24 protein-coding genes are annotated in these 24,782 nt (G+C 63.0%); 12 read left to right on the forward strand and 12 right to left on the reverse strand.

Going from position 1 to position 24,782, the window contains the following annotated elements; genetic code table 11:
• Positions 1-76 precede the first annotated feature (76 nt).
• Positions 77-1,783, reverse strand: coding sequence for an alkyl sulfatase dimerization domain-containing protein (locus tag FGS76_RS16445; RefSeq protein ID WP_138773736.1), 1,707 nt, complete (start codon positions 1,781-1,783; stop codon positions 77-79).
• Positions 1,784-1,873: 90 nt separating this feature from the next.
• On the opposite strand from FGS76_RS16445, the gene FGS76_RS16450 reads away from it, so the two are divergent.
• Together FGS76_RS16450 and FGS76_RS16455 are read left to right on the forward strand one after the other, a co-directional pair.
• Positions 1,874-2,872: an AraC family transcriptional regulator gene (locus FGS76_RS16450; RefSeq protein WP_138773737.1), complete on the forward strand. Its 999-nt coding sequence runs from the start codon at positions 1,874-1,876 to the stop codon at positions 2,870-2,872.
• A gap of 92 nt (positions 2,873-2,964) precedes the next feature.
• Positions 2,965-3,453 (forward strand): sll1863 family stress response protein, encoded by a 489-nt coding sequence (locus FGS76_RS16455; protein ID WP_138773738.1) that lies wholly within the window; start codon positions 2,965-2,967, stop codon positions 3,451-3,453.
• 78 nt (positions 3,454-3,531) lie between these two features.
• Here FGS76_RS16455 and recG read toward each other — a convergent pair whose 3' ends face one another.
• Positions 3,532-5,610: an ATP-dependent DNA helicase RecG gene (gene recG / locus FGS76_RS16460; RefSeq protein ID WP_138773739.1), complete on the reverse strand. Its 2,079-nt coding sequence runs from the start codon at positions 5,608-5,610 to the stop codon at positions 3,532-3,534.
• 53 nt (positions 5,611-5,663) lie between these two features.
• Complete coding sequence (locus FGS76_RS16465) at positions 5,664-6,566, reverse strand: hydrogen peroxide-inducible genes activator (protein WP_138773740.1); 903 nt, start codon at positions 6,564-6,566, stop codon at positions 5,664-5,666.
• A 51-nt stretch (positions 6,567-6,617) separates the two neighbouring features.
• Between FGS76_RS16465 and FGS76_RS16470 the strand changes: the two genes are divergently transcribed.
• From FGS76_RS16470 to FGS76_RS16480, 3 genes are all read left to right on the forward strand, one after another.
• Entirely contained in the window at positions 6,618-7,448 is an 831-nt protein-coding gene (locus FGS76_RS16470) for an NAD-dependent epimerase/dehydratase family protein (protein ID WP_138773741.1), read from the forward strand.
• A 146-nt stretch (positions 7,449-7,594) separates the two neighbouring features.
• Positions 7,595-8,095 (forward strand): 5-(carboxyamino)imidazole ribonucleotide mutase, encoded by a 501-nt coding sequence (gene purE / locus FGS76_RS16475; RefSeq protein WP_138773742.1) that lies wholly within the window; start codon positions 7,595-7,597, stop codon positions 8,093-8,095.
• On the forward strand, positions 8,092-9,204 hold the full coding sequence (locus FGS76_RS16480) for a 5-(carboxyamino)imidazole ribonucleotide synthase (protein WP_138773743.1): 1,113 nt from the start codon (positions 8,092-8,094) through the stop codon (positions 9,202-9,204). The genes purE and FGS76_RS16480 overlap by 4 nt, the downstream gene beginning before the upstream one ends.
• Positions 9,205-9,317: 113 nt before the next feature.
• Here the strand turns inward: FGS76_RS16480 and FGS76_RS16485 are convergent, their stop codons facing one another.
• The 5 genes from FGS76_RS16485 to gmk form a co-directional block, all read right to left on the reverse strand.
• Positions 9,318-10,751 carry an alpha/beta hydrolase family protein gene (locus FGS76_RS16485; protein ID WP_205717282.1) on the reverse strand — a complete coding sequence of 478 codons (1,434 nt, stop codon included), beginning with the start codon at positions 10,749-10,751 and terminating at the stop codon, positions 9,318-9,320.
• A 302-nt stretch (positions 10,752-11,053) separates the two neighbouring features.
• Complete coding sequence (locus FGS76_RS16490; RefSeq protein WP_138773744.1) at positions 11,054-11,440, reverse strand: RidA family protein; 387 nt, start codon at positions 11,438-11,440, stop codon at positions 11,054-11,056.
• A gap of 46 nt (positions 11,441-11,486) precedes the next feature.
• Positions 11,487-13,604 carry a bifunctional GTP diphosphokinase/guanosine-3',5'-bis pyrophosphate 3'-pyrophosphohydrolase gene (spoT, locus tag FGS76_RS16495; RefSeq protein ID WP_138773745.1) on the reverse strand — a complete coding sequence of 706 codons (2,118 nt, stop codon included), beginning with the start codon at positions 13,602-13,604 and terminating at the stop codon, positions 11,487-11,489.
• 183 nt (positions 13,605-13,787) lie between these two features.
• The gene (rpoZ, locus tag FGS76_RS16500; RefSeq protein WP_138773746.1) at positions 13,788-14,051 is read right to left on the reverse strand and encodes a DNA-directed RNA polymerase subunit omega; all 264 of its coding nucleotides are present in this window, start codon (positions 14,049-14,051) and stop codon (positions 13,788-13,790) included.
• 29 nt (positions 14,052-14,080) lie between these two features.
• Positions 14,081-14,713 (reverse strand): guanylate kinase, encoded by a 633-nt coding sequence (gmk, locus tag FGS76_RS16505; RefSeq protein ID WP_138773747.1) that lies wholly within the window; start codon positions 14,711-14,713, stop codon positions 14,081-14,083.
• A gap of 181 nt (positions 14,714-14,894) precedes the next feature.
• Between gmk and doeB the strand changes: the two genes are divergently transcribed.
• The 7 genes from doeB (at position 14,895) to FGS76_RS16540 (ending at position 21,947) form a co-directional block, all read left to right on the forward strand.
• Positions 14,895-15,884, forward strand: a complete 990-nt coding sequence (gene doeB / locus FGS76_RS16510; protein ID WP_138773954.1) for a N(2)-acetyl-L-2,4-diaminobutanoate deacetylase DoeB — start codon at positions 14,895-14,897, stop codon at positions 15,882-15,884.
• 161 nt (positions 15,885-16,045) lie between these two features.
• Entirely contained in the window at positions 16,046-16,939 is an 894-nt protein-coding gene (locus tag FGS76_RS16515; protein WP_138773748.1) for an Abi family protein, read from the forward strand.
• A 48-nt stretch (positions 16,940-16,987) separates the two neighbouring features.
• Positions 16,988-17,365 carry an MBL fold metallo-hydrolase gene (locus FGS76_RS16520; protein WP_240692578.1) on the forward strand — a complete coding sequence of 126 codons (378 nt, stop codon included), beginning with the start codon at positions 16,988-16,990 and terminating at the stop codon, positions 17,363-17,365.
• A gap of 161 nt (positions 17,366-17,526) precedes the next feature.
• Complete coding sequence (locus FGS76_RS16525; RefSeq protein WP_138773749.1) at positions 17,527-18,459, forward strand: DUF4062 domain-containing protein; 933 nt, start codon at positions 17,527-17,529, stop codon at positions 18,457-18,459.
• A complete protein-coding gene (locus FGS76_RS16530) occupies positions 18,407-19,993 on the forward strand; it encodes a hypothetical protein (RefSeq protein ID WP_138773750.1) in 1,587 nt (528 codons plus the stop codon). The genes FGS76_RS16525 and FGS76_RS16530 overlap by 53 nt, the downstream gene beginning before the upstream one ends.
• Positions 19,994-20,569: 576 nt before the next feature.
• Positions 20,570-20,959 (forward strand): succinylglutamate desuccinylase/aspartoacylase family protein, encoded by a 390-nt coding sequence (locus FGS76_RS16535; RefSeq protein WP_240692579.1) that lies wholly within the window; start codon positions 20,570-20,572, stop codon positions 20,957-20,959.
• Positions 20,960-20,984: 25 nt separating this feature from the next.
• Entirely contained in the window at positions 20,985-21,947 is a 963-nt protein-coding gene (locus FGS76_RS16540; RefSeq protein WP_138773752.1) for an MBL fold metallo-hydrolase, read from the forward strand.
• A 12-nt stretch (positions 21,948-21,959) separates the two neighbouring features.
• On the opposite strand, the gene FGS76_RS16545 is transcribed toward FGS76_RS16540, so the two are convergent.
• From FGS76_RS16545 to FGS76_RS16560, 4 genes are read right to left on the reverse strand one after another with little or no spacing between them, the layout of a single operon-like run.
• Positions 21,960-23,267 (reverse strand): TRAP transporter large permease, encoded by a 1,308-nt coding sequence (locus tag FGS76_RS16545; protein ID WP_138773753.1) that lies wholly within the window; start codon positions 23,265-23,267, stop codon positions 21,960-21,962.
• Entirely contained in the window at positions 23,260-23,838 is a 579-nt protein-coding gene (locus FGS76_RS16550) for a TRAP transporter small permease (protein ID WP_240692580.1), read from the reverse strand. The genes FGS76_RS16545 and FGS76_RS16550 overlap by 8 nt, the downstream gene beginning before the upstream one ends.
• Positions 23,839-23,866: 28 nt before the next feature.
• Complete coding sequence (locus FGS76_RS16555) at positions 23,867-24,277, reverse strand: hotdog family protein (RefSeq protein ID WP_138773754.1); 411 nt, start codon at positions 24,275-24,277, stop codon at positions 23,867-23,869.
• 5 nt (positions 24,278-24,282) lie between these two features.
• On the reverse strand, positions 24,283-24,738 hold the full coding sequence (locus tag FGS76_RS16560; protein WP_138773755.1) for an FAS1-like dehydratase domain-containing protein: 456 nt from the start codon (positions 24,736-24,738) through the stop codon (positions 24,283-24,285).
• Between the last annotated feature and the right edge of the window lie 44 nt (positions 24,739-24,782).

The raw sequence follows: 24,782 nt of genomic DNA on the forward strand, positions 1-24,782 counted from the left end.
CGCCGCACCATGGTTCGGGAGCATGCCTTGATTGCCGGCCATCGGGCAAGTTCGCGGCGCCGTTGCAGGCCGGCCTTCAGTCCATTTTTTCGAAGTAGCCGAGAATGCGCAGCGCCGCGATCTTGCCGCCGCGAATGTCCAGGTCGTCCCCGGCCAGGGCCATGGCCGGATTGCGTTGGCCGGCGGCGATCTGCTTCCAGACCGGCTCGCGGGTGACCAGCACGGCGGCGGTGTCATCGTCCAGGCCCTCGTGCACCACGGCCACCCCGTGGCGGATCACCAGGGTGAAGGCACGGCCGGAATCGGTGAACTCGAAGCCCAGCTTTTCTTCCGCGTCCAGGGTGTCCTCGGCCTTCAGGAACGCCGGCATGGCGTTCAGGAAGTTGTCGATGGGCAGGGTGGCCAGGAAGCCGTCCGGCGGCAGCGTCCGGAAGCCCGGCTTGAGCCCGTCGGCGGCTTCCCGGGCAGAGGTGAAATAATAATTGCGGGCATTGGGGTTGGCTTCGCCCTCGGCCAGCCGGCGCAGGGCGGCGGCGCGCAGATCGGCCACCTGGTCGTCGTCCGGGCGCAGCACCGCCAGATCGTCAGTCAGGCTCAGCGCCCATTGGGCGTCACCCTGGACCAGCGCCTCGCGGGCCTTGTCCAGCAGGGCGCTCTCGCCGCCGGCCAGGTCCGCCATATGACGGGCTCGCTCACCCTCCGGCAACGGCTGCAGGGTGCTCGGGTTGCCGTCGAACCAGCCCAGATAGCCGTCGAACACCGACCGGATCGACCAACTGACCTTGCCGTAGAACGGCTGCAGCCAGGGGTTTTCGGCCAGATGCGGCGGCAGATGCACCCGCTCGACGATCTGGTCAGGGGTGTAGCCCTTGTTCATATAACGCAGGGTCTGGTCGTGCACGTATTGGATCGCGTCCCGGTAGGCGGTCAGCGTTTCTTCGATGGTGTCGGCGCCTTTGAGCGGCCGGGTGTGGCTGGGCACCAGATAGTCGGCGCCCAGGGCGCGGATCTTGTCCAGGCTGGCCACCCATTGTTGGGTGTCCCGGTAGGGGGTGCCGCGAATGGTGTACAGGTTCGGGAACGCTTGATAGATGTTGTCGCCGGAGAGCACCACCTTCTTGTCCGGCAGCCACACGAACAACTGGTCGTTGGTTTCCCCCGGTGCGTGCACCAGTTGCAGGCGCAGGCCGGCGATGGTCACTTCCAGTTGCTCGTCCACGGTGTGGTCCGGCGGCAGGGCGAACAGTTCGCTGTCCTCGGCCACCCCGAGGAACGGGCCGATGCCATCGTTGATCCGCTCGCCGTCCGGCAGATGGTGCCCGAACATGCGCATGGAGCGGGCGGTGATGATCGGGCGGATCTGGTTGACCACCCGGTTGATGTAGTAGCCGGTGCTTTCGTGGGCGTACACCGGCACCTCCCCGGGCGCGGCGAACGCACGGGCGCCGAACACATGGTCGGCGTGGTTGTGGGTGTAGATCAGGGCCTTGATCGGCTTGTCGGTGATTTCGCGGAATGCCGCCAGCACCCGGTGCCCTTCCTCCACGGTTTCCATGGTATCGACGATGATGATGCCATCGTCCCCTTCCAGCATAATGGAATTGGCCAGCCCGTAGCCGATCGCCACATAGACGCCGTCGGTGACTTTCTCAACCCCTTGTTTAAACACCTGGGAGTGTGCCGTCAGGGCGTCCGGCGCCGGCGGTCGGGTTTCTGTTACCGTGGTGTTGTCGTCCCCGCAGGCGGCCAGCGCCAACGTTAACAAAATAAAAAGGTATCGCATGGGATCTTGTCCTTATTGGAATGCCTGGCAGCAGTCTGGCCTCGCGCTCCGTCCACACCAAGGTGGCAAACGGCCAGCGGATGGTGCCCGGTGACCGCCGCCACCACCGTGGCCGCCTGGCCGCTGGCGCTGGTCGGCACCCTGGAGCGCGCCGGTGTGTCGCCGTCGGCGCTGCTGGAAGCGGCCGGGCTGGAGCCGGCCCTGCTGGGCACCGAGCCCGGCGGGCGCGTGCCGGTGGCGATGATGAGCCGGCTGTGGGCGGCGGCGGAACAGCTCAGCGGTGACCCGGCCATCGGCCTGCGCGTGGGCCAGGTGGCGCAGCCCATGCACCTGCGGTTGCTGGGTCTGCTGGTGCAGACCGCGCCGACCCTGGATCGGGTACTGGATCTGGTGGTGCGTTTCCAGGCGCTGATCTCCACCAGCGTCACGGTGTCGCGCCTGCACCGGCCCGGCGCCGAGGGCCTGGCGATCCAGGCGCTGCCCAACGAGCCGGTGCACGCCTGCGCCCTGGACGCGTTCGTGGCGGTGCATGTGAAACATCTGCAGCGGGTGGCGCCGGCCGGCGTGGTCCGCGATATCGAACTGAGCCGCCCCCGGCCGGCGGCGGCGGCGCTGTGGCGGGAGCGGCTGGGCGTGGAGGTGCGCTTTGGTTGTGAACGCAATGTGGTCTGGCACCAGGCCGGCGGCCTGCGCGATCCCCTGCCGTTGGGCGACGCGGCCCTGTGCCGGCAGCACGAACAGCTGGCGGAGCTGGCGCTGGCGGAGCTGGACCGGTCACCACCGCTGATCCGCACCCTGCGCGGGCTGTTGCGGCTGCGTCCGGACAACCCGCCGTCGCTGGCGGAACTGGCCGGGTCGGTGAATCTTAGTGAGCGCTCACTGCGCCGGCACCTGGCGGAGGCCGGCAGCGGTTATCGCAAGCTGATCGAAGAGCAGCGGGCCGAGCAGGCCGCCGACTGGTTGCGCCGCGACGGGCTGGCGGTGGGGGAAGTGGCCCGGCGCCTGGGCTTCTCCGACGCCAGCAACTTCGGCAAGGCCTTCAAACGCTGGTACGGCGTCAGTCCCGACCGCTTCCGCCAGGAGTCCTGAGACCCCCCCTTGTTTTTCAGTGTTTTGCACCCATGTGTAATAGGGAAGACGATAATAGAGGAGTATCAGTGCCGAATTCCCGGAGAGACCCCATGCGACGACCTTCCCTTCTTCTTGCCGCCGCCTTGATGACGGCCACCACCGCCAGCAGCTGGGCACAGGACGCCACCGAAGGCGTTCCCAACGTGAAGCAACCCGAGCAGCAAAACGTTCAGGTCCAGATGCACGACACCTGGGAAGCGATCAAACGCTTTTCCGTGGAGCAGAAGGATCAGGCGTTGACCGCGTTGAGCCAGGCCATGACCGCCCTGGACGAAGACATCGACAATGCCCGCGCCAATATCGACGCCAACTGGCAGGACATGTCCCAGGACGCGCGCCTGGAGAAGCAGGAAGCGCTCAGCGAGATGAAGGATCAGCGTGAAGATCTGGGTCGCAAATATCAGGAATTGAAAGCCGCGTCCGCTGACAACTGGGACGCCGCCAAGGTCCGTTTCGGCAATGCCTGGGAACACACCAAGGACGCCTGGACGGAACTGACCGCGCCGAGCCCCGCCGCCGATAGCCCGGCAGCCAATTAAGTCCCGCCACACCGATTAAGCCCCGCTTTCGGTACCCGCCCGGGCTCGCGCCCCGGGGTGCCGTGGTTGGCGCGGGCGTTACACGTCGGCGAAATCCTCGCCGCCTCTCAGCCAGCGCCGCAGTAACCGGTCCACCTGATGGGGATGGTTCGCCAGCAGTTCGGCGGCCACCCGGCGGGCGGGGGCCATCAGTGCCTCGTCACGGACCAGATCGGCGATGCGGAACGCCAGATCACCGGTTTGTCGCGTACCCAGCCATTCGCCGGGGCCGCGCAGCTTGAGATCCTCTTCGGCGATGACGAAACCGTCGCTGGTTTCGCGCATCACTGTCAGCCGCCGTTTGGCGGTGTGCGACAGGGGCGTCTGATACAGCAGCAGACAATAGCTCTGGTCACCGCCGCGCCCGACCCGCCCGCGCAGCTGGTGAAGCTGGGCCAGCCCCAGCCGTTCCGCGTTCTCCATCACCATCAGGGTGGCATTGGGCACGTCCACGCCCACTTCGATCACCGTGGTGGCCACCAGCAGCTGGGCCTCGCCCCGGGAGAAGCGCGCCATCCGTTCCTGCTTTTCCTTGGCCTTCATGCGGCCGTGGACCATCTCCACGGTCAGTTCCGGCAGGGCTTCGCGCAGAGTCTCGTAGGTGGCCTCGGCGGCCTGGGCCTGCAGTTCGTCGGATTCCTCGATCAGGGTGCACACCCAGTAGGCCTGGGTGCCGTCCAGGCAGGCGGCGCGGATGCGCGCTACCACATCGTCGCGGCGGGAGGTGGGCAGCGCCAGGGTCTGGATCGGTTTGCGCCCGGGCGGCATTTCGTCGATCACCGAAGTGTCCAGGTCGCCGTAGACGCTCATCGCCAGGGTGCGCGGAATCGGCGTGGCGGTGAGGGTGAGCTGGTGGGGCACCTGGTTGCCGAACCGGCCTTTCTCACGCAGCGCCAGCCGCTGCTGTACGCCGAAGCGGTGCTGCTCGTCGATAATGATCAGCCCCAGCCGCTGGAACGCCACCGCCTCCTGGAACAGGGCGTGGGTGCCCACCACCAGGGCGGCGCTGCCGTCGGCCAGGGCCGCCAGGGTGTCCCGCCGGGCGCGCACGCCGACGCTGCCCGCCAGCCAGTGCACGTCGATGCCCAGGGGCGCCAGCCAGTGGCGGAAATTGTTCAGGTGCTGTTCCGCCAGCAGTTCGGTGGGCGCCATCAGCGCCACCTGGTAACCGGACTCCATGGCCACCAGGGCGGCGGCGGCGGCCACCAGGGTTTTGCCGGAGCCCACATCGCCCTGGATCAGCCGCAGCATCGGGTGGTCGCGGCGCAGATCGGCGCGGATCTCGCCGATCACCCGCTGCTGGGCGCCGGTCAGCCGGAACGGCAGGCTGTCGAGCAGCCGGGCGGTGAGCCGGTCGCCCTCCAGTCGCGGTGCTTCCAGCGCTTTCTGGCCCGCCCGCTTGGCCAGCATGCCGAGTTGATGGGCCACCATCTCTTCCATCACCAGCCGTTTTACCGCCGGATGGTTGCCGTCCAGCAGCAGATCCACCGGATCGTCCGGTTGCGGGTGATGCAGCTTGCTGAGCGCTTCCGCCAGGCCGGGCAGGCCGCTGCGGTCGAGCAGCCCGGCGGGAATCAGTTCCTCCGGCTCGTGGGTGACCAGCCACTCCAGGGCCTGGCCGGCCAGATTGCGCAGCAGCTTCTGGCTGACGCCGTCGGTGGTGGGATAGACCGGCGTCAGGGATTTTTCCAGCGGCGGCAGGTCCGGGCCGGTCTGGTATTCCGGGTGGTAGAACTCCAGCCCGGCGGCGCCGGGGCGGGGCTCGCCATACACCCGGATCGGCCGGCCCTTTTCCAGGTAATTCTTCTGTGCCGCGCTGAAATGGTAGAACCGCAGCACCACCATGCCGGTGCCGTCGCCCACCTTGCACAGCAACGAACGGCGCTTGCCGAACACCACGTCGGCGGCCAGCACCTCGCCCTCGATGACCACGCCCTGCTCCGGCCGCAGTCGGCCGATGGGGGTGATGCGGGTGCGATCCTCGTAGCGGAACGGCAGGTGGAAGAGCACGTCTTCCAGGGTGTGCAGGCCAAGTTTGGCGAGCCGTTCCGCCGCCCGCGGGCCCACGCCCTTGAAGTGGGTGATGTCGATGCGTTCCGGCGCGTCACTCCGGCTCATGGGCTGACGGTTCCTGGGGCACGGCTCATGGCTGCTGGCTCATCCCGGGTGGGTCAGGCCGCCAGTCCTTCGCGGGGCACGGAGTGGCGCAGCACCTCGATGGCCTTGGGCCGGGGGAAGCTGTCGCGCCAGACCAGAGCGATGGTGCGTGACGGAACCGGCGGCGCGAACGGTCGCACCGCGAAGGTGGACTTGTCGTAGCCGTGCTGGTGCAGCGCCGAGTCCGGCAGCACCGTGATGCCCAGCCCGGAGGCCACCATGTGCCGCAGGGTCTCCAGGGAGCCGCCCTCGATCTGTACCAGATTGCGCTGGCGCTCGGAGTCGATGGCCGGGCACAGCTCCAGCACCTGATCGCGGAAGCAGTGGCCCTCGCCGAGCAGCAGCAGGGTTTCCTCCAGCAGCTGTTCCGGGCGGATCTGCTTCTGCTTGGTCCAGGGGTGGTCGCCGGGCAGCAGCACCGAGAACGATTCCTCGTACATCTTGGCGCGCACCAAGCCACCGCCGGAGAACGGCAGCGCCACGATAATGGCGTCCAGCTCGCCCCGGTCCAGTTTGCCGCGCAGCACGTGGGTGTAGTTCTCCTCGATGAACAGCGGCATTTCCGGGGCTTCCGCCCGTACCCGCGGCACCATGGTGGGGAACAGATAGGGCGCCACGGTAAAGATGGCGCCCACCCGCAGCGGCGAACCCAGCTGATCGCGCTGGCTCATGGCCATCTGCTCCAGCAGGTCGGCCTGCTCCAGCACGCGCTGGGCCTGGGCGACGATGGGTTCCGCCTGGGGCGTGACCACCACCTCCCGGGGGCGCCGCTCGAACAGCGGCATGCCAAGCTGCTCTTCCAGCTTTTTGATGGCCGCGCTGAGGGTGGGCTGGCTGACGTTGCACACCTGCGCCGCGTGGCCAAAATGACGCTCGCGGGCGAGAGCGACCAGATAGCGAAGTTCTGTTAGGGTCATAAGCGCAACAAGTATTTTCAATGAACCCCCATTCTGCCGGACTGACCGCCAATGAGCCATATTCTGATCGCCGGACTCGGTGACCTGGGCACCGGCCTTGCCACCCGCCTGTGCGCCGACGGCCACCGGGTAAGTGGTATCCGCCGGGGCGCCGATGCCCCGCCGGGGGTCGATCTGTACCGCCAGGACCTGCTCGACGGCGCCCATCTGCTGCCCCCGGACCGGGTGGATCTGCTGGTGGTGATCATGACGCCCTCGGAATACAACGAGCAGGGTTACCTGAAAGCCTATGTGCGCGCGCCCCTGAATCTGCTCGATGCCCTGGCCGCCCGCCAGCCGTTGCCGCCGGTGCTGTTTGTCTCCAGCACCGCCGTGTTCGGTGACCTGGAAGGCGACGTGGACGAGACAACCCCGCCCCGCCCGACCCGCTACAACGGCAAGGTGGTGCTGGCGGCGGAGCAGGAAATCAGCGCCCGGGGGCTGGCCACGGCGGTGCGCTTCTCCGGCATTTATGGCCCCGGGCGGCGGCGCCTGCTCTCCAAGGTGGAGAAGCTGGCGCGGGGCGAGGAAGCCCTGCCGGCCGCCACCTGGAGCAACCGCATTCACCGGGACGACTGCGTCGGCCTGCTGCATGAACTGGCCGGGCGCTGGCTGGCCGGAGACACCGTGCCGCCGCTGGTGGTGGGCACCGACAACCATCCGGTCAGCAATCTTGAGGTCTACGCCTGGCTGGCGGAGCGGCTGGGGCTGTCCCTGCCGGTGCCGGACGCGCCGCCCACCGGCAAGCGCATCCACAGCCGGTTCATCGCCGGCGGCGGCTACCGGCTGCGCTACCCGGATTACCGGGCCGGTTACCCGACGGTGCTGGACGATCCGGCCTGAAAATCCCCCCTGGCGGGCCCCGGCCCTGGGCCTGGGGGGCGCGCTGCGGTATCTTTACGCCCTTGTGCACAGCCCTGGAATCAGTACAGTGTGCGCCTTCCAGAACAGGCGCCGAGGGCGCGACCGCCCAAGGGGAGAAGCAAGCGATGACGATACCGGTAGCCGTGGTGATGGGGTCCCAGTCCGACTGGGAGACCATGAAGGAAGCCTGTGACGCGCTCAGCCAGTTTGGCGTGGGCTGGAAAGCGGAAGTGGTGTCGGCCCACCGCACGCCCAAGCGCCTGGTGGAATTCGCCGAAACCGCCGTGGACCAGGGCTACCAGGTGATCGTCGCCGGCGCCGGCGGCGCCGCCCACCTGCCCGGCATGATCGCCTCCATGACGCCGCTGCCGGTGCTCGGCGTGCCGGTGAAGAGCCGCGCCCTGTCCGGCCTGGACAGCCTGCTCTCCATCGTACAGATGCCCAAGGGCGTGGCCGTGGGCACCCTGGCCATCGGCGCCGCCGGGGCCTGGAACGCCGGCCTGCTGGCGGCCCAGATGCTGGCCGCCCGGGACCCGGACCTGCTTAAGCGCATCGCCGACTGGAAAACCTCCCGCGCCGACCAGGTGCTGGCGGACGCCCACCTGGGCCAGGAAAGCTTCGAATGAACCGGGTGCTGGTGCTGGGCGGTGGCCAGCTTGGCCTGATGATGGCCGAGGCGGCGGCCCGGCTTGGCCTGGTGGTGGACCGTTATGACCCGGAGCAGGCGGTGCTGCTGCCCGGCACCTCCGATCTGGCGGTGCCGATCACCTGGGAAGAGTGCCTGGAACGCTACCCGGTGATCACTGTGGAGCGGGAAGCCTTCCCGGACACCGGCCTGTCCGCGCAACTGGCGGCCAGCGACCGCTGCGTGGCCCGGGGCGCCCTGGCCACCATCCCCGACCGCTTCGACCAGAAATCCATGCTCGACCGGCTCGGCATCCCCACCGCCCCCTGGCGTTTGCTTGACCGGGTGGAGGACCTGTCCTCGGCGGTGGCGGACTTCGGCGGCGTGGTGGTCAAGGCGCGCAGTGGCGGTTACGACGGCCGTGGCACCTGGATCGTGGGCGAGGGCGGCGACCTGAGCGCGGTGCCCGCCGAGGAACTGGCCGGCCGCGCCATCGTCGAGAAGAAGATTCCGTTCCGCCGCGAGCTGTCCATCGTCGGCGCCCGCAGCACCGACGGCGAGACCCTGTTCTACCCGCTTACCCGCAACTGGCACGTGGACGGCATCCTGCGCCTGAGCCTGGCGCCGGCGGTGGCCAGCGCCGCCCTCCAGCCGCAGGCCGAGGACACCCTGCGGCGCATCATGGAAGAGCTGGACTACGCCGGTGTGATGGCGGTGGAGTTCTTCGAGCAGGACGGCGAACTGCTGGTCAACGAGATTGCCCCCCGGGTGCACAATTCCGGCCACTGGACCCACGAAGGCGCCGACTGGTCCCAGTTCGACCTGCACGTGCACGCCCTGGCCGGGGTGCCCCTGCATTCGCTGAACGTGCACGGCCCCACCGCCATGGTGAATCTGATCGGCACGCCCTTCGACCAGGCCTGGCTGCAGCATCCCGGCGTGGTGCATTGGTACGGCAAATCCGTGCGCCCGGGCCGCAAGGTGGGCCACGCCAACCTGACCGCGCCGACCCTGGAAAAGCTGCGCGAGGACCTGCGCGCCTGGGCGGATGTGCTGCCGGAAGGGTTCGAAAAGGTGCTGGACTCCGAGCTGGCCCTGGATCGCGGCTGAAGCCGCTCCTACGGTAAGGCCTTTTTTGTAGGAGCGACTTCAGTCGCGATCCCCGATAAAAAAACGCCCCGCAATGCGGGGCGTTTTTGTTTCCGGTCGATGAAACCCGCCGGTTACGGAGGGGTACAGGGCGGCAGTCCGTTGCGTTCGCTACTGAACTGACAACCGAAGTCGTCGCCGGCCACGTTGGCCGGGTCCAGGAAGTCATCGCCGTCGGGTTTGATCGAGTTCTGTTCCCAGTTGATCATGTCGTCGAAGGCGGCTTGTTGCTCTTCCAGGGTGTAGTCGCAGTGGCCCGGTGAGCGGATCGCCCGCTGTACCAGCCAGCCGTCGCTGCCGTTGGCTTCGGCCCGTTGCCGATAGAGCTGGCCATGGCGGAAGGGCACGTACAGATCCCCCAGCCCCTGCAGGCTGACCACCGGAATATTGAATTCACCGTTGATCACCGGAATCCAGCGCAGGCCGTCGCTGCGCGGGCCATTGGCCGCCGGGTCGCCTTCCACGCGCAGGATGGTGTCATTGAACGCCTGCTCCTCGGCGGTGAGCGGCGGGAAATTGTCGAACTGATAGGTGACCCCGGCGTTGCCGGTCAGGTTGCCGCTGAGGATGCCGTTGACGTCGCCGCCCCGGCCGCCGGTGCCCATCACCACGCCCCAGTAATAGGTGCGGAAGCCGATGTCGGCGATCGGGCGCTGGCCGCCGGACAGGTTGCGCACCAGGGCCTGCATCTTCTCGCCTTCCTCGCTGAGCACGCCCAGGCTGCTGGTGGTGGGCACGCTGTCCCAGACCACGTCGTTGATGGCGCCCACATCGAAGTTGGTGGCGGGAATCGCGGTCAGCGGCGGTGCCTCCGGGTTCACCATATGGGCGAAGTGCTGGGCGGCCATGGTGACCTGCGCCAGGTACTGGAACTCGAAGGTATCGCCGACCACGCCGCACATCGGCACGGCGCCGTCGTATTCCTGGTGGTTATTGGCGGTGGCGTAGGTTTCCTGCTCGATGGCGGCGGCGGTGACGTGGCCGCCCATGGAGTGGCCGATGATGTAGACCCTGGAGGGCGGGTCCAGGGTGCGACCGTTCTCCTCGGCGATGTCGTTGAACGCCAGCGCCAGCTCGTTGGTGTCCTCCACACCGGTACGCACGTCGTAGTAGTTGGTGGAGTAGCTGGAGGCGGCCCAGGCATAGCCTTCATCGAGCAGATGCTGGCGGATGCTCGGGTTGGAGACGGTCAGTTCCTCACCCTCGCCCCGGTAGCCGTGGGCGTACATCACCAGCTTGCCGTTCCAGTTCTCCGGCACTTCGATGCGGTAGCCGGCGCCGCTGGGGCGCACGCCCGACCAGCGGCTGGAGTTGGCGTGGCCGGCGATGTCGCTGAACGGCAAGCTCGCTTCATCAACGGCGAACGTGCGGCTGTCTTGTTGGCGTTGGGGTTCGGAGGGGGTTTCGGTGTAGTGGTGGTTGCTGTCGCCACCGCAGGCGGTCAGCAGACCCCCGGCAATTAGCGCGCACAGCAGGGTCTTCGCGTATTTTCCGGCATTGGAATCCACGATGAGCTCTCCCTTTTTTTTGGTTTTATTGGTCTTTTTTTCTTTCTGTTTCGCTGTGCGGAATAGTGTTTCCAGACAGCGGAATTTGACTATCCGACCCGATGCCCGGCGCTGTCAAGACAAAAGCCCCGCACCGGGCGGGGCGTCCTGGAAAGTGGGAAGTATTCGTAGCCCGGAAGCTGGGAAGCGGGGTGTCGCAATGGTCGTCGCCGTGCCGGCCGTGCGGGAACAGCTAACAAAAAGGGGCATCGCAATGATGCCCCTTGGTGCAAACCCGGTGATCCGGTCACCGGCGGATGGCGTCAGGCGATGTCCATGATGCCGTCCATTTCCACGCCGGCGCCCTTCGGCAGGGCTGCCACGCCGATGGCGGCGCGGGCCGGGTAGGGTTCCTGCAGGTAGCTGGCCATCACCTCGTTGACCAGGGCGAAGTGGTTCAGGTCGGTGAGGAAGATGTTCAGTTTGACGATGTCCTTCAGGCCGCCGCCGGCCGCTTCGCAGACCGCGGTCAGGTTGTCGAAGACCTGGCGGATCTGGGCTTCCATATCGCCGTCCACCAGCTGCATGGTGGCCGGGTCCAGGGGGATCTGGCCGGACAGATAGACGGTGGCGCCGGCCTTGATGGCCTGGGAATAGGTGCCGATGGCGGCGGGCGCCCGGTCGGTGTTGATCACGGAACGATTGGACATGATTGCGCTTTCCTGAAGTATGAATGGCACCGGGCCCGGTTGGGGCTCAGGCGCTGATACGGTGAATCCTCACAACATTATCCAGCGTACGCAAACGTTTGATGATGCGGGCCAGATGAATGCGGTCCTTGACCGTGAGGGTAACGTTGATGACCGACAGGGTCGGGTCCTTCTCGGCCATGTCGATGGTGTCTATGTTGGAGCCCAGCTCGGAGACGCTGTTGGCCAGGGTGGCGAGCACGCCGCGCTTGTTGACCAGCTCGATGCGCAGGGCGGCGGTGAATTCCTGGCCCACTTCCTTATCCCAGTCCAGGGGGATGCATTTCTCCGGGGCGCTGCGCATTTCCGCCAGCAGATTCTTGCAGGTGTCGCGGTGCACCACGATGCCTCGGCCGGCGCTCAGATGGCCGAGGATGGTGTCGCCGGGCAGCGGGTAGCAGCACTTGGCGTAGGTGACCATCAGCCCTTCGCTGCCACGGATCGCCAGCGGGCGGCGGTCCCGGTCGCGGCTGTCCTCCTCGTCCTCGCGGGCGCCGGCCAGCTTGCGCGCCACCAGGGGCGCCAGCCGGTTGCCCATGCCGATGTCCTCGAGCAGGTCGTCGAAACCACCGTAGTTGTTGTCCGCCAGTTCCACCGCCAGGGTCGCCTCGGACAGCCGGCTCAGCTCCATCTCATAGCCGCTGAGGGCTTTCTCCAGCAGCCGCCGGCCCAGCTCGGCGGCGTCCTCCCGGCGTTGCTGCTTGAGGAAATGGCGGATATTGGAGCGCGCCTTGCCGGTGACCACGAAGTTGAGCCAGCCCGGGTTGGGGGTGGCGCTGGGGGCGGTGATGATCTTCACCGTCTGGCCGGATTCCAGCGGCGTGGACAGCGCCGCCAGCTTGCCGTCGATGCGCGCCGCCACGCAGCGGTTGCCGACCTTGGTGTGCACCGCGTAGGCGAAATCCACCGGGGTGGCGCCGGCGGGCAGCTCCTTGATGTCGCCCTTGGGGGTGAACACATAGGCCTCGTCCGGGAACAGGTCCACCTTCACATTTTCCAGGAATTCCATGGAGTTGCCCGCCTTTTGCTGGATTTCCAGCAGGCGCTGCATCCAGGACTGGGCGCGGGTGTGGGTGGGGGAACCGGATTCGTCGCTGGCCTTGTACAGCCAGTGGGCGGCGATGCCGTTGTTGGCCATCGCCTCCATCTCCTCGGTGCGGATCTGGATTTCCAGCGGAATGCCGGAATGGGCCTTGAGGGTGGTGTGCAGGGACTGATAACCGTTGGCCTTGGGGATCGCCACATAGTCCTTGAAGCGGCCCGGAATCGGGATGAAGTGGTTGTGTACCGCCCCCAGCACCCGGTAACAGGTGTCCACCCGGTCGACGATGATGCGGAAGCCGAACACGTCCATGATCTCCGAGAACGGCTTATGCTGTTCCTTCATCTTCTGGTAGATGCTGTAGAGATGCTTCTCTCGGCCCAGCACCCGGGCCTCGATGCCCTCTTCCTTGAGGCTGTGCTCAATGCTGGCCTTGATCGAGGAGAGGATTTCCTTGCGGTTGCCGCGGGCCGCCTGCACCGCCTTGCCGATGCGCCGGGCGCGCATCGGGTGGATGTTGTGGAAGGCCAGGTCCTCGTATTCCACCCGCATGTTGTACATGCCCAGCCGGAAGGCGATGGGGGCGTAGATTTCCAGGGTCTCGGTGGCGATGCGGCGGCGTTTGTCGGGCTTCATCACATGCAGGGTGCGCATGTTGTGCAGCCGGTCGGCCAGCTTGACCAGGATCACGCGGATGTCGCGGGTCATGGCCAGCATCATCTTGCGCAGGTTCTCGGCCTGCTGCTCGGCCTTGGACTCGAACTTGATCTGGGCGATCTTGGAGACGCCGTCCACCAGCTCGGCCACTTCCTCGCTGAACTCCTCGGCGATCTGTTCCTTGCTGTAGCCGGTGTCCTCGATCACGTCGTGCAGCATGGCCGCCATCAGTGAAGCGGAGTCCATGTGCATATCCACCAGGATGTTGGCCACCGCCAGCGGATGCGTGATGTAGGGGTCCCCGGTTCGCCGGTACTGGCCCTCATGGGCTCTTTCGGCGAAATGATAGGCGCGGGTCACCTGGGCGATCTGGTCGTCCGTCAGGTAGCTGCGCAGCCGTTTTTCCAGGTTACGAATGGAGGGCAAGGGGCCTCGCCGTGCCGCCAGGGCGTTAAAGGTTAACGATCTTTCCTAGCTTAGGAGTGGCGTGACAATTTGTCTACGATGAGGCTTGTGAGTGCTTGATAAAGCAGGGATTTGTGTGCGGCGTCGCAACGAAAAAGCCCGCCTCGAAGGGCGGGCTCGCTCGAACGGCGCCAGCGGCGGCGATTACTCGCCGAACGACTGGGTCAGCAGCGCCAGGTCATCCACCTCGGCGCCCTGGTCGGCCATCGGGTTGTCCATCGATTCGGCGGTCACGTGGCCTTCGGCGATCTCGCGCAGCGCCACCACGGTGGGCTTGTCGTTTTCCCAGGCCACCCGCGGCTCCTTGCCGCCGGTCTGCAGCTGGCGCGCGCGCCGGCTGGATACCAGAACCAGCTCGAAACGGTTGTCCAGTTTTTCCAGGCAGTCTTCTACGGTTACACGGGCCATGGAGGTTCTCCTGTTGCGGGAGCGGGAGTTTACTGGGTTTCCGTGCCTGACAACAAGTCGGCAAGGGTGGCGGCCTGGCGGACCGCCTGGCGGGTGGTGCGCAGCCGGTCGGCCTCGACGATGCTGGCCATCTCGTGGAGCGCCCGCTCGAAGTTGTCGTTGACCACCAGATAGTCGAATTCGGCGTAGTGGCTCATTTCCTCGCGGGCGCCGGCCAGCCGCTTCTCGATCACGTGGTCGTGGTCGGAGGCCCGGCCGCGCAGGCGCTCGGCCAGGGTCTTCAGGCACGGCGGCAGGATGAACAGGCTGACCGCGTCGGGCAGCAGATGGCGAATCTGGGACGCCCCCTGCCAGTCGATCTCCAGAATCACGTCCTCGCCGGCGCGCAGGGTGTCCGCCACCCAATCGGCGCTGGTGCCGTACAGGTTGCCGAACACCTCGGCGTGCTCCAGGAAGCGGCCTTCCTCGATCATGCGCACGAACTGCTCGCGGCTGGTGAAGTGGTAGTTCACCCCTTCCACTTCACCCTCCCGGCGCGGCCGGGTGGTGTGCGACACGGAAATCCGCAGCCGCGGCAGCTTCTTGACCAGCGCCGCCACCAGCGACGTCTTGCCGGCGCCGGAGGGGGCCGACACGATATAGAGGGTGCCTTTGTCGGTCATTGGGGGCGTCCTGTATTGCGGAATGCGCGGCCGCGCCGCGAAAACCGGCATTATAGGGACAAAGACCCGGCCCGTCATGGCCGCCGGCCCCGGCGCCCCGGAGGGGCTCGTCGAGCGGCCGGGCGGTCGCTATATTGGCGGTGCGCCCGGCGCCACCCGCGCCGACCGCCAGGAGACCTTCATGCAGGACAACCCGATCACCGCCACCGTCGATTACGGCCGCGACGGCGTGCAGCATGGCTTCCTCAAGCTGCCACACTCCCACGACGACTCCGCCTGGGGCAGCCTGATGATCCCGATCACCGTGGTGCGCAACGGCGACGGCCCCACCGCCCTGCTCACCGGCGGCAACCACGGCGACGAGTACGAGGGCATCACCGCCCTGCTCAAGCTGGCCAACCGGCTGCGCGCCGAGGACATCCGTGGCCGGGTGATCATCGTGCCGATGATGAACCACCCCGCCGCCCTCAACGGCACCCGCACCTCGCCCATCGACAAGGGCAACCTGAACCGGGCCTTTCCGGGCAACCCCACCGGCACCCTGACCGAGCGCATCGCCGACTATTTCACCCGCTACCTGGTACCCCTCTGCGACCTGGCCCTGGACATCCATTCCGGGGGCCGCACCCTGGACCTGCTGCCGTTCGCCGCCACCCACCGGCTCGACGACGAGGATCTGGCACGGCGCTGCCTGGACGGCGCCCTGGCCTTCGGCGCCCCCAACACCCTGTTGATGGCGGAACTGGAAGGCGCCGCCCTCTATGACACCGTGGTGGAGGAGCAGGGCAAGGTGTTCATCAGCACCGAGCTGCGCGGCGGCGGCACCTCCACCCCGGAAAGCGTGGCCCTGGCGGAACAGGGCGTGGAGAACGTGCTGCGCCACGCCGGCATCCTGGCCGGCGAACCCCAGGCCGGCCCCACCCGCCTACTGGAGATTCCGAACGCAGCCCACTACCTGCAGAGCGAACACGCCGGGCTGCTGGAATTCGCCGTCAACCTGGGCGACCAGGTATGCGCCGGCGACCTGATTGCCCGGGTGCACAGCCTGGAGCGCACCGGCGTGGCCCCGGCGGAATACCCGGCCCCGGTGGACGGCCTGCTGATCGGCCGCCGCCACCCGGCCCGGATCAGCCTGGGCGACACCTTCGCGGTGCTGGCGGTGCCGCTTTGACGCTGGTTCCGTGAAGGTTGCTTGCAGGGTCGTTAGGCAGCGCCTAAAATATCAGCAACAAAACCCGCCAAGGCTATGCCGGCCCCTGTCCCTATGAGTCATATCGTACGGCAGGAACGGTATCCTCAAACCGGCGGGTTACTTATTTCTGGGGGGTTGAAATGGATTTCAACAAGCCAGCCAGGACGCTGGATGAGCAAATCGCGTTATTGCGCGAGCGGGGCATGCGTATCAATGACCCCCGGCGAGCCAGGCACTACCTGAAACACCTGAACTACTACCGGCTGACCGCCTATTGGCTTCCTTTTGAAGCCGAGCATGAAACCCATCAATTTAAACAAGGCAGCTGTTTTGACGACGTTTTGAACCTCTATGTTTTTGATCGAGAGTTCAGACTGCTGTTGATGGATGCGATAGAGCGTGTAGAGGTTTCGCTGAGAACGATTTGGGCCTATCAGCTGGCGCATCGTTACGGTTCCCACGCTTATCTGGAAACAAAACACGCCAAACGAACTGACTGGCATGAGCGCAATCTCCGACGTCTGGAGAAAGAAGTGCGCCGGTCCGATGAGCTCTTTATCCAGCACTATCTCAATACTTACCGGGAGCCCGGGCTTCCTCCTATCTGGTCCGTGTGCGAGGTGATGTCCCTGGGCTTGCTGTCCCGCTGGCTGACGCAGCTGAAGCCCTCGGACGCCACCGTTATTGCCAGGGAATGGAGCTTTGACCAAAGCGTACTGCGAGGATTCGTTCGACACCTTACCTATGTCAGGAATCTCTGCGCGCACCACAGTCGCGTCTGGAACCGCAGCCTGACGGTGACCATGCCGTTACCACGCAGCAAACCGGAAGCGCTGGCTTCCAGTGTCAATCGGCGCGCTGATCGCCGCATCTATAACACCCTGGCCACGCTTGTTTTCCTGCTTGATCGAATCAGCCCCGGACATGAATGGAAAGAGCGCCTGCTGGAATTGCTGGAGCGCCATGGCGTGGAGGTGGAGAAAATGGGTTTCCCCGCCGGGTTTGAGCGGCTGCCGATTTGGCGAACGCCCTGATTGCGGTCAGAATCAGAACAAAGATGAACCCGCCCGCCTGGAGCTGAAATGCCAGCTTTCCCGATATACCAAGATCTCGACCACGACATCACCCGCATCGACACCGCCATGGTCCGGGAGGAACTGGCCGCCTGTTATCTGCTGCGGGGTGGGGATGAATTCGCGGTTATCGAAACCGGCACCCATCACACCGTGCCGATTGTGCTTGATCTGCTGGCGCAGCGGGGCATCGACCGTGGCCGGGTTAAGTATGTGATTCCCACCCATGTGCATCTGGATCACGCCGGCGGTGTGGGCGGGCTGATGCAGGCGTTGCCCGAGGTCACCGCTGGAAAAATTGCTGGAGCTGGATGTGATGTTGAACAGCCAGGGTGGGCGCGCGACGATAAGAGGCTAGGCCCTTGGGAGGGCTGCGCATGTACGTAGCGAGGAAGCTCTATCAGCCTGGAATATTGTCTTGATAAAAATAAAATATTACTTATTATTTTATTTTAAATAAATTTCCGAATTTTTCATCTTGAAATATAATCAGGTCAATTTGTAAATTTGATAGACGTCAACAAATGGTAAGCTTCGAGGGGTAAGAGGTGTCAGACAAAATTAAAATAATACGTATTTTTATTGGCTCCCCTGGTGGGTTGGACGAGGAGCGAAAAGTCGCACGTAGTGTGATTGATGAAATAAACTTGAGCAATTCAGAACATTGGAAGTGCGAGTTCAAGTTGGTTGGCTGGGAAGACACTATTCCTGGTTACCAGCGACCCCAAGACAAAATCAACGAAGATCTCGATAAATGCGAGTATTTCATAGGCGTTTTGGCTAATAGGTGGGGGTCTCGGCCATCTTCGAGTGACAGTGAATACACCTCGGGTTTCGAGGAGGAGCTTTCGAGGGCGACCAAGCATATAGAAGACGGCCGGATGAAAGATCTGGCTATATATTTTAAGAATATTCCGATACCCGACGGGCTTGAGCCAAAGGAAGAGTTTAGAAGAGTTATAGATTTTCGAAAAAAATGCGTTGATGAGAAAAAAATATTTTTTAAAGATTTTTCGATTTTAGATGAGTTTCGATCTCTCATACGTAAAAAGGTAATGGAGATCGGTTGGCGTGAGACTGAAATTTCGTCCGAGGAGCCTGAAAACGAAAGTCAGCCTGAACGTGCGCCTCTGGAAGCTAAAGAAGCTGACAAGACATCAAGTCCCAGCATGTATTTGATTGACGGTAGCGCGCGAGAATTCCTGTCTGACATACTGTCTAGGACTCCGGCATGGGAAGAAACAAATGCCCATGATATCGCAAGGTTTCGTCTAATCGCTTCCGCGGTTAGCAGGTCGGGAAATGATAATTCGTATATCGGAAATCATGACGCGAACTTGATTTTCCAGAAGCTACGAGATGTCGCCCTTTCCAATAAAGAAATAACAGCATTAATCGACTGTGGTGTTGCCGGTTTTGGATATCAAAATGTCCCTCTATGGCATTGGGTGTCTAAGGCAAAAGCGGGGGGGGGGCTATGATAGAGTTAAATTTTTATCTATCACCGGTAGCGAAATAGAAAAAAAGAATGCAATACATATCTTAAATATAGCGTGCCCCTCCTCTCTGGATGTGGGTGGAATTGCAGATAGAGAGAAAGTTCTTGAGCTATGGTTTTCAGAGAAATTAGGGCAGCAAACTTTCGAAGAGGCGTCGTCTTTTATAGCAAATAATGGGACGTTTAAAGATGTAGAATTGTTGGAAAGAGTTGGCTCTCGACTTTCTATAGATCGACGCAGCTTTATCGAATCAGCTATCGTGGAAATAATATCCAGGCAAAGTATAGACTTGGCGCTAAAACGGGTCGTTGAAAAGGGTGTCGACACAGTGACGTCGGATCTGGTTTCAAGATTATTTGAAAAGCCGGAGTCATTGACCACAGAAACGGTTAATATTTGTCTGTCTGCAAAGCCCGATAAAATAAGAATTGGTGCGGCGAAAATATTGCTTGAGCGTAAAGAGTTAAGCCAAGAGTCCGCTGAAAATTTACTTTCGGATAGCAATCATGAAATAAGGCTTCTGGCAGTTGAATTTTTATTAAAAGTAGGGCGGGACCTCGATAAATCCATTGTGAGGAAAGTGCTGACAATCGAAAGTCCAGGGCCAAAATATGGGCTTGGCACTTTTTCTGGAAAAGGCCCCGACAGTAAATTCTATGAGCGTTATGAGATCAGTCGCCTTTCCGAGCTTAATCTTTTAACGTTGAGAGAAAAAGTTATGGCTGCGGGAGTCTTTTGTGAGAGTGAGCTGGCTGCCATGTTCTGCGGTCACAGAAAGCAAACAAAAAATGAAATGAGAAGTTATTTGAAAGATGGATTCAAAAATTTTTTCTATAAAGCTTTAAAAAGAATGAAGGCAGATGGATCTGTAGACGATGAGGGCTACGGTAGGATAGTGACCCTCGAAGGGTTTATCACAAATAAATTCTGTACTATTGCGCTAGCGAATCTTTGTTTAATAGGTGATAAAGAGGACTTGTGTTTAATTAGAAAGGTTTTGGATGAATTCCGTGTGGATGCCTCCGAGAGCCTGCTTAATTATTTTTCCCGCTTCGGCGAATGGGAGGATGTGGACCGAATAAAAAATATGTCATATTACGTTGACGGCGAGAGATTTTTTTCTGTAAAAATGAACAGCGCTTCTGATGAAGGTAAAGCATTCGCTATTATAGAAATAGGAAAGAAACGGATTGCTGATATTTTTAGAATTGATGTTGGCAATTCTGTGATGAAGTTTATTATAAGGCAACTTCCGAAAAGTGTGATTTCTAGCCTAAGCGACGAAGTTATAATTGATGAATTGAAACGAAATGATGATGAATATAGAACAATATTTGCACTTCGGTGTGTGATATCGCTCCCAAAGCGCAGGCTTAAGGATTTGCTGAGCCTCTATGTTGATCATGATGGTTACCGTTATTATAACAGTATTCACTGGCTCGATTTAGGGTGCTCCTTGCCGTCTTCTGTTTCTAAAGAGATAGCTTTGCGTCAGCTTCACCGCTATAACCTGTAATTGGACCTGTTCGTTTTGTTGATGAGGCGGTTTAATTGTGAACCTGCGGGGTAAATTTCGATGCTCTAACTATGGTTGATCTGGTCTTGGGCAGCTTGCCGTTTTATGAATAAGCCCATGCCTATTTTCTAGAAAATTAGCTATTAAGGGTTGTCCGTCCATTTCTTTCGTCGAAAAGAGGTCGTCGCGTTTGGAGTGGTGTTTCCCTCGAAAACGATATTATTTAGCACTTCGTTGATATCAAATAATAGTTATTTTGGAAAAATCCCCATAAGATAGACGGCGCCATCTTCTCATTAAAAGTTCACTGCTGCTGCGCCTTCGCCGTGCACTAAAATTTGGCGTTGAGGGCCCAGGTGATTCAGTCACCACCGTCGGTTCGGATCTTCCAGGTCTTGCCGGTCGGGATGACGCTGCCGTAGCCCCACTGATGATATAGCGCGGCGACTTCTTGCAGGGCTTGCTACCAGCCCTGCGTCAGTTTCTAAGTCAGGTTATAGTCATAGGGCAGGGTGACCGGCCCTTGGGACTAGTTGCCGTCGCAAATTCGACACCGTGGTGGAGGAGCAGGGCAAGGTGTTCATCAGCACCGAGCTGCGCGGCGGCGGCACCTCCACCCCGGAAAGCGTGGCCCTGGCGGAACAGGGCGTGGAGAACGTGCTGCGCCACGCCGGCATCCTGGCCGGCGAACCCCTGGCCAGCCCCACCCGCCTGCTGGAGATTCCGGACGCCGCCCACTATCTGCAGAGCGAACACGCCGGGCTGCTGGAATTCGCCGTCAACCTGGGTGACCAGGTATGCGCCGGCGACCTGATCGCCCGGGTCCACGGCATCGAGCGCACCGGCGTCGCCCCGGCGGAATACCTGGCCCCGGTGGACGGCCTGCTGATCGGCCGCCGCCACCCGGCCCGGATCAGCCTGGGCGACACCTTCGCGGTGCTGGCGGTGCCGCTGGACGAATCATAAGAAAATCTTTCAGGAGCTCGGGACCATGTCCTTTCCGATATACCAAGATCTCGACCACGACATCACCCGCATCGACACCGCCATGGTCCGGGAGGAACTGGCCGCCTGTTATCTGCTGCGGGGTGGGGATGAATTCGCGGTTATCGAAACCGGCACCCATCACACCGTGCCGATTGTGCTTGATCTGCTGGCACAGCGGGGCATCGACCGTGGCCGGGTGAAGTATGTGATTCCCACCCATGTGCATCTGGATCACGCCGGCGGCGTGGGCGGGCTGATGCAGGCGTTGCCCGAGGCCACCCTGCTGGTGCATCCGCGTGGCGCGCGCCACATGATCGACCCGGCCAGGCTGGTGGCCGGGGCCACGGCGGTGTACGGCGAGGCGGCGTTCCGCGAGACCTACGGTGAGATCCTGCCGGTGCCGGAGCAGCGGGTGCGCACGCCCGGTGACGGCGATGAGGTGACGGTGGGGGACCGGCGGCTGGTGTTCCTGGATACCCCGGGCCACGCCAACCACCATTTCTGCGTTTACGATCCGGCCTCCGCCGGCATCTTCACCGGCGACACCTTCGGCCTGTCCTACCCGCCGCTGACCACCGAAAAGGGCCCGTTCATCCTGCCCACCACCACCCCGGTGCAGTTCGATCCCACGGCCCTGCAGGCGTCCATCGGCAAATTGATGAAGCTGCAACCGGCGCGCATGTATCTCACTCACTATGGGCCGGTGGAAGACCCCGGCCCGCTGGCCGAGCGCCTGCGCGGCATGGTGGACGACTATGTGGATCTGGCGGAGCGCGTGGCCGGTGGCGTCGGCGACGACCGCCTGGAAGCCGCCCTGCGCAGCGCCCTGCGCGACTACCTGTTCCGCCATGCGCGCGAGCACGGCTGCGAGCTGAGCGACCAGCGGCTCGACGCGCTGCTGGGCATGGATCTGACCCTCAACAGCCAGGGGCTGGCGGTGTGGCTGCGCTCCCGGCGGGCGGCCTGAGCCGGGCGCCGCTCAGCCGAGCACCCGGGGTAGGAACAGGATGATGTCGGGAAACGCCATCAGTGCCACCAGCACCGCCATGTCCATCACCAGGAACCACAACACTCCTTTGAAGATGGCGCCGGTGTTGACCAGGTCGCCGACCACGCTCTTGATCACGAAGATGTTCATGCCGATGGGCGGCGTCACCATGCCGATCTCCAGCAGTTTGGTCAGCACCACGCCGAACCAGATCAGGCTGAGGCCGGCGCTGTCGATGATCGGCAGTACGATGGGCAGGGTCAGCAGCATGGCGCCGATGGGCTCCAGGAACATGCCCAGCAGCAGATAGATCAGCACGATGATCATCAGCACGGCGAAGGTGCTGGCGCCGGCGTCGATCACCAGCGACGACAGAAAGTCGCCGGCCCCGGACAACGACAGAAAGCGGGTCAGCAGGCTGGCGCCCATGGCGATGATCAGCAGGGTGCCGGTGGTCAGCAGTGTTTCCAGAATGGCGTCGCGGAAGCGCCCCCAGGTCAGGGTGCGTTTGCACAGCGCCACCACGCAGGCCAGGGCGGCGCCCACCGCGCCCGCCTCGGTGGGCGTGAAAAGGCCGGCGAACAGGCCGCCGAAAATGCCCACCATGATCGCCACCACCGGCCACACTTCCCACAGTGCTTTCCATTTTTCCGCGCGGTCGATGTGCTCGTCGGTGGCCGGCGCCAGGGCCGGGTTCAGCTTGACCCGGGTCACCACCACGATGATGTAGCCAAGCACGGTGATCAGGCCGGCGGCGATGCCGCCCAGGAACAGCTTGGTGATCGACTCCTGGGCGATGATGCCGTACAGAATCATGATGATGGACGGCGGCAACAATGCCCCCACCGTGCCGGCGATGGCCACGGTGCTGGTGGCGAGCCCGGGCTGATAACGGTGCTCGATCATTTCCGGCACCGCCACCCGGCCCATGGCCGCGGAGCACGCCACCGACGACCCGCACACCGCGGCGAAACCGGTGGTGCCGAAGATCGAGGCCACCGCCAGGCCGCCGGGAATGCGCGTCAGCCACAGGCGTGCCGCCCGGAACAGGCCCTGGGTGAGCTGGGCGTGGTAGCACACATAGCCAAGCAACAGGAACATGGGCACCGAGCTCAGCACCCAGTTGGCGGAGAACTGATAGGGAATCAGGCCCAGGGAGCCCCAGGCGATGCCCCAGCCCATCATGTACCAGAGGCCGCCGAAGGAGACGCCGATCAGCGCCAGCCCCACGGGCAGCCGCAGGGCGATCAGCACGAACAGCACCGCCAGCCCGGAAAGACCGATCTGCACATCACTCATGGTGAGCGCCCTCCACGCCGGCCGATGGGCGCACGTCCGCCTCCCGGCGGCGCTCCTGCTCGCTGACACTCAGACCGCAGCGGGCGCCGGTCAGGTAAACCAGGAATTTGTAGACCAGCACCAGCACCATCAGGCCCAGGCCCAGAGGCAACACAAAATAGCCCGGCCAGGTAATGATGGTGGTGCCGCCCTCCACCAGGGCGGCGCCGCTTTGGAATTTGGTGACCGCTTCGTCCCAGGTTTTTACCGTCATGAAGCCCAGCACCGTGGCGCTCACCGGCAGCAGCCAGTGCGCCAGATGCCGTTGCAGCCGGCGTGGCAGCCGTTCCACCACCACCTCGACGCTGACATGGGCGTCGAGTTTCTCGGCGTAGGCCAACGGCACGAAAGCGGCCACCACCATGTAGTAATTGGACACGTAGGTGATGGTGCCGGGAATCGGCGACGAAAAAAGAAAGCGCAGCACCACGTCGGCGGTGATGTGCAGCATCATCAGGGCGATGGCAAGGCCGCCGATAAGCGTGGTGAAATCCGTCAGGCTCGAGAGCCAACGTCCTAGCCGGTACATCATTTTCTCTCCCGCTGGCCCACGGGCCGGCTCAGGGGCGCGCCTGGAAGCGCACCCGGGCGGTGGCCACGGTGGTGGTTTGATTGTTCTGATTATTCAGCGTCAGGCTGAGGGTGGCGCTCTGCCCCTCGCACTCGGTGACCTGGCCGGCGCCGGTGAGCACGTCGCCCAGGTACGCCGCCATTCGGTTGCTGTAGGCGAACGCGGTCAGCACGCCGTGCGTTCCCAGCCACTCCTCCACCATCTGGGTGAGCCAGTCGCCCTGCAGTGGTCCGTCGATCAGCAGTTGCGGGTGGCCTTCGGTTTCGCGGGTGTACGGCAGGTCGTAGTGAATACGATGGGGGTTCCAGATCGCCGCGTTATAGAGAAAAAGCTGAACGCTGTCCGCTGCGAAGGAACGTGTTTCCAGGGTGTCGCCAACGGCGACCTGAAACGTGGACATGACGATTACCTCGCAATCCGGGTGAGCAGCTCGGTGACCACGGGCTCGCCATCCCGGGTTTCGAAGCGATTTTCGAACACCATGAAAATCAGTGGCCCGGAGCCGCCCTGTTTTTCGTAAAGGTCGGCCAGCTTCTGCCGGCAGACCAGCACCTGCCCGGGCAGAATCCGGCCGTGCACCTGATACTCGCTGCCGCCGGCCATGATGCGTTTCAGCGGCAATTCGGGGATCAGCGGGCTGTCCGGCTGGCGACCGTCCGGCAGCAACTCGGAAAGTGGAATCACCGGCATCATGGCGCTGAACAGAAACATCAGCGGCGCCTCGTCGCCATCCAGGTAACGTTGCTGACGCTGGCCGGTGGCCACCGCGTACTTGCGGATGTCATTGCGGCTGACCTCGAACTCGAACGGCGCCACCTCGGTGCCGATCAGGGCGCGGATCTCATCGGTTAGAAGACTCATGCTTGTCTCGCCATGGAAAATTGCCGGGAGCGGATTCTGGTGGG

This window comes from Alloalcanivorax gelatiniphagus (assembly GCF_005938655.1).
GTDB lineage: Bacteria > Pseudomonadota > Gammaproteobacteria > Pseudomonadales > Alcanivoracaceae > Alloalcanivorax > Alloalcanivorax gelatiniphagus.